At 71.5% G+C, this 14,795-nt stretch carries 12 protein-coding genes and 3 tRNA genes; 12 read left to right on the top strand and 3 right to left on the bottom strand.

All coding sequences use genetic code 11. The annotated features are described in order from the left end of the window. The first annotated feature begins 189 nt into the window (after positions 1-189). Entirely contained in the window at positions 190-879 is a 690-nt protein-coding gene (locus EU555_RS11930; RefSeq protein WP_135414849.1) for a glutathione S-transferase family protein, read from the top strand. Positions 880-965: 86 nt separating this feature from the next. Further along, entirely contained in the window at positions 966-2,468 is a 1,503-nt protein-coding gene (locus EU555_RS11925) for an ATP-binding protein (protein WP_135414848.1), read from the top strand. 19 nt (positions 2,469-2,487) lie between these two features. On the opposite strand, the gene EU555_RS11920 is transcribed toward EU555_RS11925, so the two are convergent. After that, on the bottom strand, positions 2,488-2,787 hold the full coding sequence (locus EU555_RS11920) for a hypothetical protein (protein ID WP_245524258.1): 300 nt from the start codon (positions 2,785-2,787) through the stop codon (positions 2,488-2,490). 416 nt (positions 2,788-3,203) lie between these two features. Here EU555_RS11920 and EU555_RS11915 point away from each other — a divergent pair, with 416 nt between their 5' ends. The 9 genes from EU555_RS11915 to EU555_RS11875 all read left to right on the top strand — a co-directional run bounded on the left by EU555_RS11915 (position 3,204) and on the right by EU555_RS11875 (position 10,901). Beyond that, entirely contained in the window at positions 3,204-3,812 is a 609-nt protein-coding gene (locus tag EU555_RS11915) for a PilZ domain-containing protein (RefSeq protein WP_135414847.1), read from the top strand. Positions 3,813-4,139: 327 nt separating this feature from the next. Further along, complete coding sequence (locus EU555_RS11910) at positions 4,140-4,517, top strand: hypothetical protein (protein WP_135414846.1); 378 nt, start codon at positions 4,140-4,142, stop codon at positions 4,515-4,517. A 135-nt stretch (positions 4,518-4,652) separates the two neighbouring features. Then, the gene (locus tag EU555_RS11905) at positions 4,653-6,086 is read left to right on the top strand and encodes an NAD-dependent succinate-semialdehyde dehydrogenase (protein WP_135414845.1); all 1,434 of its coding nucleotides are present in this window, start codon (positions 4,653-4,655) and stop codon (positions 6,084-6,086) included. Between the two features lie 134 nt (positions 6,087-6,220). Then, a tRNA-Arg gene (locus tag EU555_RS11900) sits at positions 6,221-6,297 on the top strand. An 83-nt stretch (positions 6,298-6,380) separates the two neighbouring features. Continuing rightward, a tRNA-Arg gene (locus EU555_RS11895) sits at positions 6,381-6,457 on the top strand. Positions 6,458-6,540: 83 nt separating this feature from the next. Further along, positions 6,541-6,617, top strand: a tRNA-Arg gene (locus EU555_RS11890). Between the two features lie 501 nt (positions 6,618-7,118). After that, positions 7,119-8,327 carry an ABC transporter substrate-binding protein gene (locus EU555_RS11885; protein WP_135414844.1) on the top strand — a complete coding sequence of 403 codons (1,209 nt, stop codon included), beginning with the start codon at positions 7,119-7,121 and terminating at the stop codon, positions 8,325-8,327. A 131-nt stretch (positions 8,328-8,458) separates the two neighbouring features. Then, entirely contained in the window at positions 8,459-10,117 is a 1,659-nt protein-coding gene (locus tag EU555_RS11880) for an acyl-CoA synthetase (protein ID WP_135414843.1), read from the top strand. Continuing rightward, complete coding sequence (locus tag EU555_RS11875) at positions 10,107-10,901, top strand: enoyl-CoA hydratase/isomerase family protein (RefSeq protein ID WP_205820887.1); 795 nt, start codon at positions 10,107-10,109, stop codon at positions 10,899-10,901. Before EU555_RS11880 ends, EU555_RS11875 begins: the two co-directional genes overlap by 11 nt. A gap of 51 nt (positions 10,902-10,952) precedes the next feature. Here EU555_RS11875 and EU555_RS11870 read toward each other — a convergent pair whose 3' ends face one another. Both EU555_RS11870 and EU555_RS11865 read right to left on the bottom strand, forming a co-directional pair. Further along, positions 10,953-11,597, bottom strand: a complete 645-nt coding sequence (locus EU555_RS11870; protein WP_135414841.1) for a Crp/Fnr family transcriptional regulator — start codon at positions 11,595-11,597, stop codon at positions 10,953-10,955. 82 nt (positions 11,598-11,679) lie between these two features. Continuing rightward, positions 11,680-13,266, bottom strand: a complete 1,587-nt coding sequence (locus EU555_RS11865; protein ID WP_425375109.1) for a peptidoglycan L,D-endopeptidase MepK — start codon at positions 13,264-13,266, stop codon at positions 11,680-11,682. Positions 13,267-13,701: 435 nt separating this feature from the next. Between EU555_RS11865 and EU555_RS11860 the strand changes: the two genes are divergently transcribed. Beyond that, positions 13,702-14,793 carry an extracellular catalytic domain type 2 short-chain-length polyhydroxyalkanoate depolymerase gene (locus EU555_RS11860; RefSeq protein WP_245524257.1) on the top strand — a complete coding sequence of 364 codons (1,092 nt, stop codon included), beginning with the start codon at positions 13,702-13,704 and terminating at the stop codon, positions 14,791-14,793. Positions 14,794-14,795 lie beyond the last annotated feature (2 nt).

Genomic DNA, 14,795 nt, shown 5'->3' with positions numbered 1-14,795 from the left:
GTCCTGCTCGTGTCTCGTGATCCGGTCTTGCAAAAAGTCCCATAATGGCGCCCGCCGCCGGCACCAAACGGCAGCGCCGGCCCCCTGGGGATAAGAGCCGGGCGTTGTCGCCGCGGCTCGCCGCCACCATGATCCGCAGCAAGGCCGAAAGCCGCCCCTCGAAGGCGACGGCGCAGCCGGAGGAAGCCCTTGACCCGCGTGCTCTACGAACTCGCCGCCGCCGACCCGGACCGGCGCTTCAGCCCGTTCTGCTGGCGCATCCGCCTCGCCCTCGAGCACAAGGGCCTCGCCTTCGAGGGCCGGCCCTGGCGCTTCGTCGAGACCGACGCGATTGCGTTCTCGGGCTCCGACAAGGTGCCGGTGCTGGTCGAGGACGGGCAGGCCATCGCCGAATCCTCGGTCATCGCCGCTCACCTGGAGGCGGCCTACCCGGACCGCCCGTCGCTGTTCGGCGGGGCGGCAGGGGCGGCGCTCACGCGGTTTTCCATCGCCTGGACCGACCAGGTGCTGCACCCGGCCCTGGTGCCGCTCCTCCTCCTCGACATCCACCGCCACCTCGACGAGCCGAACCGGCGCTATTTCCGCGAGAGCCGCGAGGCGCGCTTCCGCAAGCCCCTCGAGGCGGTCTGCCCCGATCCGGAGGCGCAGCGCGTCACCCTGCGGCGCACGCTCTCGCCGGTCCGGGCGGTGCTGCGGAGCCAGCCCTTCCTGGGCGGCGAGAGCCCGCTCTATGCCGATCACGCCGTGATGGGCGCCTTCCTGTGGGCCCGCGGCGTCAGCGTGCAGGCCCTCCTCGAGCCCGACGATCCGGTCGAGGCCTGGCGCCTGCGGATGCTGGAGCGGCTGGGGGAGGGGTCGCGGGCGCTCGTCTCCGGCTGACGCGAATGGCCTGTGGACCTCTGGCGCGGACGCGGATCGAGGCTGCTGCGGCCGTGTTACGAGTCCCGGCATCGCAGGGAGCCGAGATGACGATCAGCGTCGAGATGGGGGTGGCGAGCGGCGGCCGGCCGGCCGCCCTCGACCTGGAGGAGCTGCTGGCGACCCGCCTCCTGGTCCAGGGCAATTCCGGCTCGGGCAAGTCGCACCTCCTGCGCCGGCTCCTGGAGCAGAGCGCGCCGCACGTGCAGCAGGTCGTGATCGACCCCGAGGGCGACTTCGTCACCCTGAGCGGGGCCCACGGCCACGTGGTGGTGGAGGGCGACCACGGCGAGGCCGACCTGCAGCGCATCGCCGCGCGGGTCCGCGCGCACCGGGTCTCGGTGGTGCTGACGCTCGAGAACCTCGACGTCGAGGCGCAGATGCGCGCCGCGGCGGCCTTCCTCGGCGGCCTGTTCGAGGCCGAGCGCGATCACTGGTACCCGGTGCTGGTCGTGGTCGACGAGGCGCAGCTCTTCGCGCCCGCCGCCGCCGGCGAGGTCTCGGACGAGGCCCGCAAGGCCTCGCTCGGCGCGATGACCAACCTGATGTGCCGCGGCCGCAAGCGGGGCTTGGCCGGCATCATCGCGACGCAGCGCCTCGCCAAGCTCGCCAAGAACGTCGCGGCGGAAGCGTCGAACTTCCTGATGGGCCGCACCTTCCTCGACATCGACATGGCCCGCGCCGCCGACCTCCTCGGCCTCGAGCGGCGCCAGGCGGAGAGCTTCCGCGATCTCGAGCGCGGCCACTTCATCGCGCTCGGACCGGCCTTGTCGAAGCGCCCGCTGCCGATCGCCATCGGGCCGGTCGCGACCTCGGCCCGCTCGTCGAGCCCCAAGCTCGTGCCTTTGCCGAGCCCGGCCGCCGGCGACGATCTGCGCGAGCTGATCCTGACGCCGTCCGAGGGCGAGGCGGCTTGGGCTCCGGCCCCGCGGCCCGCGCCGCGGCCGACGCCGGCCGACCTCCTGCAGCAGCTCGCCCAGTACCGCCCGCCCGAGCCGGTCGAGGCGCCCCCGAGCATGGGCGAGGCGGAGCGCGACGCGGTGCTGGCCGAGATCCTGCGCGAGATCGCCGCCGACCCGGACGCCGCCCACCACCCGATCGCGGTGCTCTACCAGGACTTCCTGGTGCGCTGCCGGATGCGGCGGCTGCCGGGCGAGCCGCTCGATCTCGGCCGCTTCCGCCGCCGCCTCGCCATCGCGCGGGCCGGCGTCGAGGGCGAGGCGGCCGAGGGCGCGGAGGCCGATGCCGTGATGGCGGCCTGCGCCGGCCTGCCCGAGGAGGTGCAGGGTCTCTTCCTGCTGCTGGCCCGCGCCGCCCGGGCCGGGGCGCCGTGCCCCTCCGACGACGCCCTCGCCCGCGCCATCGGCTCGCGCTCGCCGGGCCGGGCGCGGCGGCTGCTCGCCTATGTCGAGAGCCGCGGGGCCGCGGTGTGCCGCACCGATTTCCGCGGCAACCGCGTCGTCGCCCTGCCGGCGCTCGGCTGCGAGACCGCCCCCGGCAACCCGAAGGGCGGCGCGGAGGAGCCCGCCGGCCTTTTCGCGGCCGAATAGCGAGCACCAGGCCGCGCCGTCACCACGGGGCGCCAGCCTCCTGCCCGTACAGGATCCGGCGGAAGCTGGCGCAGAGATGGGCCTCCGGCGGCGTGTCGCCGAGGCCCGGGAAGGGGCCCTGCGGGTCGGCCGCCGCGGCGAGCTGCTGGGCCGCGAAGGTGGCGCCCGGCTGCCCGGTCATCGCCTCCTCCACCCGGTCGAGCAGCGCGCCGACCTGCTCCTCCTGCAGCACCCCTGCGCCGCGGAGCGTCCGGATCAGCCCGGTGGTCAGCGCCTCGAGCGCCACGAGCCGGTCCTCCGCTTCCTGTGCTCCCATCATGCGCGCCTCGCTTGCTTCGTGAGTCCTTGCGCAGCTGAGCAGAAAGCTGCGAACCCGGTACCAATTCCGTCGCTCGAATTTGACGAGACAGGGGGCTCGTTGGCCGGTCATCCGGAAACGCAGCATGCCGTCACGCATCGATGAGCCTTGCAGGGCGGCGCCGTGCGGGAGACGACCTTTCGGCGCCCGGGCCGGATTGCGGTCAGCGCAGGGAGTCGACCGGGCGATGCGGGTCCGTCCGCGGTCATTTGCCCCGGGCCGCTCCTGCGCTCGCCCGGCATGCAACCGCCCGTGGACACGCGATCGCGCCGATCCCATGCACGCCGCATTAAGCCTCCCGTCGGAAGATGCCGGGGGAGCATCCCACAGCCTTGCGGCGCGCACGGGTCCGGGCAATGCTACCGTGACACACCAGCATGATCGTGGCAGACGCCTTGAAGTTGCATATTCAGCCCGAACCGGAACCGGGAACCCGGCCGATCCAGATCCGGGTCAGCGGGCGCTACCTGCTGCCGGGCGGGGTGGAGCATGCCTGCGAGACCCGCAGCCTCTCGCTGTCGGCGATCGAGGTGCTGGCGCCCGAGAGCGGCCTCCTGGGTGATCCCGTCACGCTCTACCTCGACGATGTCGGGCCGGTGGCGGGGGCGATCCGGTCGATCTCGTCGGACGGCTTCACCCTCGCGGTGGAGGTCGGGCCAGAGCGCCGGGCCCGCTTTGCCGCACGCCTCGACTGGCTCGCCGGCCAGGCGAGCGGGCGGGCCGACCAGCGCAGCGACCCGCGCATCGTGCCGACCCAGCGCGCCGTCGAGGTGCGCCGCGCCGACGGCCAGGTCCTGCCCGGGACGGTCATCGACATCTCGATGTCGGGCGCGGCGATCGCGGTGGACGACAAGCCGGCGGTCGGCGAGGCGGTCACCGTCGGCAAGCGCCGCGCCACCGTGGTGCGCCACCTTGAGACCGGATTCGCGGTCACCTTCCGGCTGCCGTTCCGGCCCGAGACCTTCGGCCGTCACGTCGTGCTCTGACCGGCCGCACGCGCCGTCGATCCATCCGCCCGGGACAGAAAAAAGCCGCCATCGCGGGCGGCCCGAAGTCTTGGAGGAACGCCCGTTGGGGCGGGACCCTTGTGCCGGTTGCAAGGCCGCCGGGACGGGCGCGGGCGCATGCCGGAGCACCGGCGCGCGCCGCGTGATGCATTGTGCCCAACCGCTTCTGCCGCAAGGTAAAGACTTTTTCAGGCAAGCGCCGCGGTACCGAGAGTACAACCATCGCGGGGTACGAAAATTTAATCCGGTTGCGGCGAGATGATCCGCACGATCCGCGACCGTGATGCGGGATTTGGGGGACAGGGGATGCACGGGCAGAACCGGGTGAGCGGGATCGAACGTCTCGACCGCGGCATGAATCGAGGGGTGGACCGCGGCTTCGACCACGAGCGCGGCGACGTCCGGATCGTCGTCACGAGTGCGCCGGCGGAGTACAAGAAGGAGCGCGCCTTCTCGTACCTGCCCTGGCCGGTGAAGCTGTTTCTGAAGTTCGGCCTCTTCGCCCTCGTGATGTTCTCGATCTTCGTGCTGCCGAACTACCTCGACTGCCGCGGGCAGCGCGACTCCGGCATGTTCTACTACGGCATGACGGTCACGGCGTGCACGCGCCAGAACGTCTACGGCCAGATCGGCGCGACGCAGCAGCGGTTCGAGGACATCGCCCGCGCCATCGGCTCGCGCTGACGGCGGCAGGGGCGCGCCGGCTCGGCCCCGCGAATGCTCTCACGAGGGTCGAGTATTGCACGGCGCAGCCTGTCTCGCCGGGGAGGACTGCCTTAAGTACGGGCGGTCCCTTTTCGGCACGAGGATGAGCCCCCGATGTTCCCAGACGTGAAGCTCCACATCGCAGGCGAGTGGCGCAACGGCGCCAGCGGCCAGACCCTGCCGATCCTCAACCCGGCGACGGGCGAGACCCTGAGCCAGCTCGCCGTCGCGACCCGCCAGGACCTCGACGAGGCCCTCGAGGCCGCCGACCGCGGCTTCAAGGCCTGGCGCAAGGTCTCGGCCTTCGAGCGCAGCAAGGTGCTGCGCAAGGCCGCCAACCTGATGCGGGAGCGGGTCGACGCGATCGCCCGGATCATGACCCTCGAGCAGGGCAAGCCGCTGGCGGAAGCCAAGATGGAGGTGCTCGGCGGCGCCGACACCATGGACTGGTTCGCGGAAGAGGGCCGGCGCGCCTACGGCCGGGTGATCCCGCCGCGGGCCGAGGGCGTGATGCAGCTCGTCATCCGCGAGCCGGTCGGCCCGGTCGCGGCGTTCACGCCGTGGAACTTCCCGATCAACCAGGCAGTGCGCAAGGTCGCGGCCGCCCTCTGCACCGGCTGCTCGGTGATCCTCAAGGGGCCCGAGGACACGCCGGCGAGCTGCACCGCCCTGATCCAGGCCCTGCTCGATGCCGGCGTGCCGGGCGACGTGCTCGGCCTCGTCTACGGCGACCCGGCGGAGATCTCCTCCTACCTGATCCCGCACCCGGTGATCCGCAAGATCACCTTCACGGGCTCGACCGCGATCGGCAAGGAGCTCGCGGCGCTTGCCGGCAAGCACATGAAGCGCGCCACGATGGAGCTCGGCGGCCACGCCCCGGCGATCGTCTTCCGCGATGCCGACGTGACCAAGGCCGTGCAGGTGCTCGGCGCCAACAAGTACCGCAATGCCGGCCAGGTCTGCGTCGCGCCGACCCGCTTCCTCGTCCACGATTCGGTCTTCGATGCCTTCGTGGACGGCTTCATCGGCTTCTCCCGCGACCTCAAGGTCGGCAACGGCCTGGAGGAGGGCGTGAAGATGGGCCCGCTCGCCCATGGCCGCCGCATCGAGGCGATGGAGGGCTTCGTGGCCGATGCCGAGCAGAAGGGCGCGCGCCTGCGCACCGGCGGCAAGCGCATCGGCAACCAGGGCAACTTCTTCGAGCCCACAATCTTCACCGAGGTGCCGCTCGACGCCCGGATCATGAACGAGGAGCCGTTCGGGCCGATCGCCGCGATCCAGCGCTTCTCGGACGACGAGGAGGCCTTCGCGGAGGCCAACCGCCTGCCCTACGGCCTGGCCGCCTACGCCTATACCCGCTCGGCCGAGACCGCCACCAAGCTCGCCACGCGGGTGGAGAGCGGCATGATGTCGATCAACCACCACGGCATCGCCCTGCCGGAGACGCCCTTCGGCGGCGTGAAGGATTCGGGTTACGGCAGCGAGGGCGGCTCGGAGGCGATCGAGGCCTACCTCAACACCAAGTTCGTCACCCAGGCGGGCTTCTGAGACGGGGAGGGGCCGTCCATCGGCGGCCCCTCCTGCCGGCGTTTTCAGGGTTGCCACGTTTTTGGGTTGCCAAGCCGGGGCGAACCCCTTAGATCCCACCTCCACCGGCGGGGCGGCACCGCTCCCCCGGTCAGGCGCCCGTAGCTCAGCTGGATAGAGCACCAGACTACGAATCTGGGGGTCAGAGGTTCGAATCCTTTCGGGCGCGCCATTCTTGCAGTGTCGGTCAGGGCGTGGTGTGAGCGGCGACGCTGCATTGCGCCTGGCATCATCGAGGGCTCTGCCTTCGATCGGGCGCCCGTAGCTCAGCTGGATAGAGCACCAGACTACGAATCTGGGGGTCAGAGGTTCGAATCCTTTCGGGCGCGCCATTCTTGCAGTGTCGGTCAGGGCGTGGTGTGAGCGGCGACGCTGCATTGCGCCTGGCATCATCGAGGGCTCTGCCTTCGATCGGGCGCCCGTAGCTCAGCTGGATAGAGCACCAGACTACGAATCTGGGGGTCAGAGGTTCGAATCCTTTCGGGCGCGCCACTTCGCACAAGGCTGAAGAAAGCGTCGGCGGCTGCCTGACGCGGTTCGTCGGCACGGCTGGCCCGCTCCCGTCCATCGCTTCGATCGGACCGCCAGCCTTTTGGGGCCCTGCGCGGCGGCAGCGACCTTCCCGGCGCTGGGGCGTCAGCGACGCGCCCGCAATCCCGCCTGCCCCGACGATCTTTCAGGTCGATTCCGGGATCCGCCGTGCACGGCGTCTCAGCCGAAAGATGAACCCGGTGCGGTCGTTGACGCAGGATGGGGTGCCAGCTACGGTCCTGCCCGGGAATGCATGGCAGGTATGCTTGAGACGCGATCCGGGCCGATCTCTGCCAGTATTGCGCGCGCAACGCCAAGCAATCCACGGCAGGAGGATCCGGCATCGGGATAACCCGACTCCGAATTCAATCACCACACCAAGAAAAGACCAGAGCCACCGGAAACGCCACTGGAGCCGAAGCGGGCCGCACCAAGCCAGGCGCGCGCGGCGGGAGGAGTCACATGAGCCCCTGGAAGGCCATCGTCGTCGGCCTCATCGGCGCGATGAGCGCCGCTGAGGCGCAGGCGCAGATCAGGACCAAGATCGGCGTGCTGAACGACCGGTCCGGCCTCTACGCCGACATCACCGGGGAAGGATCGGCGGCGGCCGCCCGGATGGCGGTCGAGGACTTCAAGGCCCGCGAGAAGGGCATCGAGGTCACGGTCGTCGGCGCCGACCACCAGAACAAGCCCGATATCGGCGCCAACGTCGCCCGCACCTGGTACGACAAGGAGGGTGTCGACGTCATCGTCGACGTGCCGACCTCGTCGGTCGCGCTGGCGGTGAACGAGATCACCCGCGAGAAGAACAAGATCCTGCTGGTCTCCGGCGGCGGGACCTCGGACCTGACCGGCAAGGCCTGCTCGCCCAACACCATCCACTGTACCTTCGACACCTACGCGCTGAGCCGGGGCACCGGCGGCGCGATGGTCCGTGCGGGCCACGACACGTGGTTCTTCGTTACCGCCGACTATGCCTTCGGCCACGCGCTGGAGCGCGACACCGAGGCGGTGGTGCAGCAGGCCGGCGGCAAGGTCGTCGGCAGGGTGCGCCATCCGTTCCCCGGCCAGGACTTCTCGTCGTTCCTGATCCAGGCGCAGGGCTCGGGCGCCAAGGTGGTGGGGCTCGCCAATGCCGGCGGCGACACCATCAACGCCATCAAGCAGGCCAAGGAGTTCGGCCTCACGCAGGGCGGCCAGAAGCTCGCCGGCCTCCTGGTCTTCTCCAGCGACATCCAGGCCATCGGGCTCGAGGTGGCGCAGGGCCTCGTCCTCACCGAAGCCTACTATTCCGACCTCAACGACAGGACCCGGGACTTCGCCGAGCGCTTCGCCCGCGCCTATCAGGGCCGCACCCCGACCTCGGTCCAGGCCGGCGTCTACTCGTCCGTCCTCCACTACCTCAAGGCCGTGCAGGCGGCCGGCACCACGGAGACCGGGGCCGTCCTCGCCAGGATGAAGGCGATGCCGACCGACGATCCGGTCTTCGGAACCGGCAGCATCCGCGAGGACGGCCGCAAGCTGCACACGATGTACCTGTTCCAGGTGAAGGCCCCGGCCGAATCCAGGAACCGGAACGACATCTACAAGCTGGTCGCCGCGATCCCGCCGGAGCAGGCCTTCCGCCCCCTCGCCGAGAGCCAGTGCCGCCTCGTCGCCCGGTCGCAGTAGCTGGGCGCGTCGCGCGACTTCAAAAAATCCTCGCCGCGCGGTCCGGCCGCCGGGACGACCATCGTCCCGGGAGCCCGGGCCGCGCGGCGCGTCGACGAGGAGCGGACATGACGACACCAGGAGGAGCCGCGATGGCAGCCGCCAACGAAGCCGCGACGGGAGACGCAAGGGGAGCCGATGGAGCGCCCGCCGGGCACGAGGCCCTGCGCGCCCGGCGCGACACGATCTCGGACGCCCTGCGCCGCACGGCCCGGCGCCACCGCGAGCGCAACGCCCTGTCCTTCGCCGGCCGGCGCTGGAGCTTTGCCGCCCTCGACCGTGCCGTCGACCGGGTCGCCCGCGGCCTGATCGCGGCGGGGCTCACCCGCGGCGACCGGCTCGGGGCACTCGGGCGCAACTCGGACGCCTACCTGATCCTCTGGCTCGCCTGCGCCCGCGCCGGGATCATCCACGTCCCGGTCAATTACGCGCTCACCGGCCGCGAGCTGCGCTACATCGTCGAGCAGTCGGGCGCCCGGGCGCTGATCGTCGATCCGGCCCTCGAGGGCAACGCCCGGACCGCGCTCGGCGAGGGGACCGGCCCCTGGTTCGGCACCCTGTTCGGCGGCACCGGCCTCGACGTGCTGGGCCTCGCGGAGGCCGCGGGCCTGGCCGAGGGCGAGGGCGAGCCGGTCGAGGTCGCCATCGAGGATGGGGACGTGGTGCAGCTCCTCTACACCTCGGGCACGACCGCGGCGCCGAAGGGCGCCATGATGACGAGCCGGGGGCTCCTCGCCGAGTATCTCAGCTGCATCCTCGCCCTCGATTTCGGCCCGGGCGACCGGGCGCTCGCGGCCCTGCCGCTCTACCACACCGCGCAGATGCACGCCTTCACCATGCCCCAGCTCCTCGCCGGGGCCGAGACGGTGCTGATCGAGGCGCCGGTCCCTGAGACCTGCCTGCGGCTGATCGAGGAGCACCGCCTCACCTCGTTCTTCGCACCCCCGACGGTCTGGATCAGCCTGCTGCGCCACCCCGATTTCGGCACCCGCGACCTGACGTGCCTGCGCCACGTCTATTACGGCGCCTCGATCATGCCGGTGCCGGTGCTGGAGGAGCTGCGGGCGCGCCTGCCGGGCGCGCAGCCCTACAACTGCTACGGACAGAGCGAGATCGCCCCCCTCGCCACCGTCCTGCGCCCCGAGGAGCACGACGCCCGCCCGGCCTCCTGCGGCCGCCCGGTCTTCAACGTCGAGACCCGGATCGTCGACGATGCGATGCAGGACGTGGCCGTGGGCGAGCGCGGCGAGATTGTCCACCGCTCGCCCCAGCTGATGGCCGGGTACTGGGACAAGCCGGAGGAGACGCGCGAGGCGTTCCGGGGCGGCTGGTTCCACTCGGGCGATGTCGGGGTGATGGACGAGGCCGGCTACATCACGGTGGTGGACCGGGTGAAGGACGTGATCAAGACCGGCGGCACCATCGTGGCGAGCCGGGAGGTCGAGGAGGTGCTGTTCACCCACCCGAGCGTCTCGGAGGTGGCGGTGATCGCCCTGCCGCACCCGAAATGGATCGAGGCGGTCACCGCCGTGGTCGTGATGCGGCCGGGCACCGACGCCAGCGCCGACGACTTGATCGCCCATTGCCGCGCCGGGCTGGCGCCGTTCAAGGTGCCCAAGCGCATCCTGTTCCAGGAGGACCTGCCCCGCAACACCGCCGGCAAGCTGCTCAAGCGCGAGCTGCGGGCGCAGTATGCCGGCCTCGGCTGGTCCGACGAGGCCGAGAGGCCGGAGGACGCCCGTGTCCGGTGACGCCGTGTCGCTCCGCGTCGAGCGCCGCGGTGCCGCGGCATTCCTGACCTTCGACCGGCCGGCGGTGCTGAACGCGCTCGATCTCGCGACGGCAGACCTTTTTCTCGCCGCCGTCCGGACGGCGGCGGCCGACGAGGCGGTCCGGGTCGTGGTGATGCGGGGCGCCGGGCGCGCCTTCATGGCGGGCGGCGACGTCGCGACCTTCCTGGCCGACGGCGCCGCGGCCGAGGACCGGATCGCCGCCATCATCGCGGCTTTGCACGAGGCGCTCCAGATCCTCGCAACCTGCGACAAGCCGGTGCTGGCCGCGATCCACGGCGCGGTGGCGGGCGCCGGCGTCAGCCTGATGCTGGCCGCCGACCTCGTGATCGCGGCCGACGACGCGCGCCTGACCCTCGCCTATACGCGGCTGGGCACCTCCGCCGATGGCGGGGCGAGCTGTTCGCTGCCACGGGTGGTGGGCCTGCGCAAGGCGATGGAGATCGCGCTCCTCAACCCGGTGATCGACGCCGCCGAGGCGCAGCGCCTCTCCCTCGTCAACCGCGTCGTGCCGGCCGACGAATTTCCCGCCGCGGTCGAGGCCCTGGCCGAGCGCCTCGCGGCCGGCTCCCTCGTCGCCTGCGGGGCAATGAAGCGCCTGCTCCGCGCCTCCTTCGCGCGGAGCTTCCCCGATCAGCTCGCGGCGGAGGCCGAGAGCTTCCTCGCCTGTGCGGCTTCGCCCGATTTCCGCGAGGGCGTCGCGGCGTTCATCGCGAAGCGGCCGCCGCGATTTCCCGGGACCTGACCTGCCTGCGACCCCGGGGAGACCTGCTGGGTCCCGGGGCGACGCGGGGGCTCAGAGCACCTCGGTGCCGGTCGGCACCGCCGCCGGACGGGAGACCTGCGCCGCCTGAAAGAGGCGCTCGCTCGTCAGCTTCAGGAAGTAGAAGCCGAATTCCGGGTTCTGGTAGTAGAGCTGCTTGACGTCCGCGTAGGCCACCCCGAGGGCGAAGCCGGGCTCGACGCAGACCAGGGTGCCGGTGCGCAGGTTGCCGGGAGAGAGCATGCCGAGCTCGCCCACGATGGCGCCGGGCCGGATGTCGATGCCGAGCTCCTCGATGCGGAAGCACCCGCTCTCGATCAGGAACATCTCGGCGGCGGGGTCGCCCTTGCGGAACAGCACCTGGCCGGCCGCGAAACGCCGGGACTCGCCGAAAGGCTTGAGCCAGTCGAGGGAGAGGTCGCCATCCGCCGCCCGCTCGACGTCGCGCACCAACCGGACCATCTGGTAGAGGCGCCAGGCGTTGAACGGGATCTGGATCGCCTCGGTCAGCACCACCGGCATGCTGCCGGTCAGGAGCCCGTAGGTCAGCACTGCCACGCTGGCGAGGATCGACACGATCCGCAGCGGGATCATGGTGCTCATCGCGGTCGACGCGATGGTGAGCCCGGTGCCGAGATACCCGATGGCCTCGACCCAGTTCGCCTCGACCCAGTTCATCGCGGGCCCTCGGCACCGGACGGGCGCGGGGATGGGGGATGGGAGATGCGCATGTCGCAGAATGGCTCGTTCGGACGGGCGCTCAGCGCCGCCCGACCGCCGGTCCGCTGAAGCGGCCGGCACCCGGCGCGTCCTCGGCCGTGCCGGCCTGGAAGCGGGTGGCGACCGCCCCCGCGGGCGCGGCCAAGAGGCCGGCCGGCGGGGCGCCGCGGCTGGCCCGCTGCGCCACGTGCACCGGGGCGCCGCTGCCGGCCTGGGGGGCGGCCGCCGCGGCGGTGAACAGGGCGCGCAACTGCGCCTTCGGGTCGGCGGCAGCCGCCGAGCCCGCGGCGGAGGCCGGCGTCCCGGCGGGCGACGGGGCGGCGGGCTTCGGCCGGGGCTGCAGCATGGCGCCGAGCACCGCCGGGTCGGCATCGGCCGAGGCGATCTGCACCGAGCCGGGCCGCACGGGGGGCAGCGGCACGGCGACGAGCGCCTCCGCGAGAGCGGCGAATTCCGACGGGCGCCGGGGCGGCAGGGGAGGCGGCGCGAGAGACGTCGCGACCTTGGCCGGCGCGGCCGGCGTACCCGGCTCGACGGCGCTGGCCTCCGGCACGACGGGCGCGGCCGGTGCGGCGGCCTCCGGCGGCGGCGCGGGCTCGGGCGCCGGGCGCACCGGGACCGGGCGAGGGGCGGCCTGCGGCAGCAGGGCGGCCGGGCTGACGGCCGGGCCGGCATCGGCGTAGGCGAGGACCGTGCGGGTGCCGGCATCCTCCGGCGGGACGCTGGCGAGCGCGACCGGGCGGACCCGGCCCGCGCGCCCGGCCAGGACCACGGGGGCAGGCGGCGGGGCGGCGGGCTTCGCGCCGAACAGCATCGCGAAGAACTGGCCGACGACGTTCGGGCTGTCCTCCTCGTCCGCCGCCGCGATCGCCTGGCTCACGCCCATCACGCTGCCGCCGCGGGCCAGGATCTCCGCCTTGGCGACCTCGTAGCCCGGCATCGGCCGGCCGTCGGCCGGCAGATGGACGGTGCGGCCGTCGGGAAACAGGCGGGCGAGCTGGTCGTAGCTCATCCGCGGCCAGGAGCGCACGGAGCCGACGTCGAGATGGACGAAGGGGCTATTGGCCTGCGGGTACCAGCCGACGCCGCCGCGCTGCATCTGCATGCCGATCGCCCGGATCCGGTCGATCGAGACGTCGGCGAGGTAGAAGTCCATCGCCTTGCCGAGCATGTGCTGGCTGTGCTCGGCCACCGCGCGGGAGCGCCGGCGCAGGGCGGCATTGGTCTGGGGCGAGCGGTAGGCCGAGACGACGTGGACCGCGTCCTGGGAGCCGACGGCCCGGTGGGCCTCCCACACCACGTCGAACAGGCGCGGGTCCATCTTGGTCGGCTCGTCGATGCGCCAGTCGCGCAGGAGCCAGTTCAGCTGCTCCAGCGCCGCCCGGTCGTAGCGCCCGTCCCGCTTGAACGTGATCGCGGCGCTCTCCTTGGTGTGCTCGTGGAAGATCGCGATCGTGCGGGTGTCGCCGTTGGCGACCGCGTCCTGGGTGCCGCTGGTCGAGCCGAGAACCGCCGTCACGCAGGCGAGGAGCGCCAGCGCCCCGCGCCGGCAGGAGCGGGATCCGGAAGAGCAGGAGTCCTGGGCCGGGTCGGCCGCCCCGCGGCCGGCACGCTTGAGCGCTCGCACGATCCCTCATCCTCGCCCGGGCCGCGTGGCCGCCATGGTGAACGCAAGGTTGCCGAAAACCGTCAACGAACGGTTACCGGGTCCCCGCGCGGGGTTGTTCGCCAGCGCTAAGCCTCAACCGTGGCGAAATTCGGCCCGGCTTCACGTTTGCGTGCGCAGTCGGGCGGGTCCGGGCAAACCGTCCCGGCAACCGCTCGGCCTATCGCGGTCGGCAATGCAGGATATCCCCGCGCCAATCCATTCCGATGCACGCCCACGATCTCGAAAGGATAAGCTAAATTCCGGTCCGGGGCGACCTGTCCCTTCTCAGCGGTAGGTGGATGTTTTCACGAATGCAAAAAATCATTTCATGGTCTTTTAGCTCTTGCGAGATCATAGTCTGCGTGATCTGGTCCGGCCGATTCCGGGACGTTGCGCCATCCCGGGCGACACGGCATGTCGAGGGGCGAGGACATGGTCTATGCGAGCCAGAGGGCGGAGCGGCTGACGGACTACCCCGTCCGGCAAGGTCAGCATTCGATTTCCGGCCTGTCGTCCGGGGCCTTCATGACGGTGCAGCTGCACATCGCCCATTCGCGCCAATTCGTCGGCGCCGGCATCATCGCGGGCGGGCCCTATCGCAGCGCCGAATCGTACCGGGGCGGCGCGCTCCTGGCGGCCGACGCCTTCACGCTGGGCGCGCTGGCCATCGGGATGAACCCCCTCATCCCCGCGATGGCCCCGAACGTCGACGACCTCGTCGGGCTGGCCCGGGAGGTCGAGCGGGACCGGCTGATCGATCCGCTCGACGGCCTCGCGGGCCAGCGGCTCTACATCTTCAGCGGGCGCTCCGACTGCGTCGTCTCTCCGGCCGTCGTCGGGCGCACGCGCGACTTCTACGCGCGCCTCGGGGTCAGGCCGCAGGACATCCTGTACGACGGCGACGTCGATGCCGGCCACGCGATCATCACCGACAACCTCGAGGATTCGCCCCTCGCGGCGAACCGCCCGCCCTACATCAACAACGGCCGGTTCATGCAGTCGCACGCGATCCTGCGGCACATCTACGGCGATCTGAACCCGCCGGCGGAGCACCCGGCCGGTCGGCTGATCCGCTTCGACCAGCGCGAGTTCTTCGACGGCGAGAGGCGCGCGAGCATGAGCGAGTTCGGCTACGCCTACGTGCCGTCGGGGGTGCTGGCGGGCGAGGCGGCCCGGGTGCACATCGCGCTGCACGGCTGCAAGCAGGGCTACAATTACGTCAACTACGTCCGGGGCCTGCCCGACACCGCCAACCAGCCGCCCTACGGCAACCGCTACATCACCACCACCGGCTACAACGAGATCGCCGAGACCAACGACATCATCGTGCTCTACCCGCAGGCGGAGGGCAGCGACGGCGGCGCGCTGCAGAACCCCGACGGGTGCTGGGACTGGTGGGGCTACAGCTCGCCGACGCCCCGCAATCCCGACTATTATTCGCAGAACGCGATCCAGATCAGGGCCATCCACCGCATGCTGGCCCGCCTCACCGGCGACGACAGATGAGG

It is taken from the genome of Methylobacterium nonmethylotrophicum, assembly GCF_004745635.1.
Classification (GTDB): domain Bacteria; phylum Pseudomonadota; class Alphaproteobacteria; order Rhizobiales; family Beijerinckiaceae; genus Methylobacterium; species Methylobacterium nonmethylotrophicum.
The sequence above is the reverse complement of the archived record's forward strand: the minus strand, read 5'-3'. Positions and strand labels throughout refer to the sequence as shown.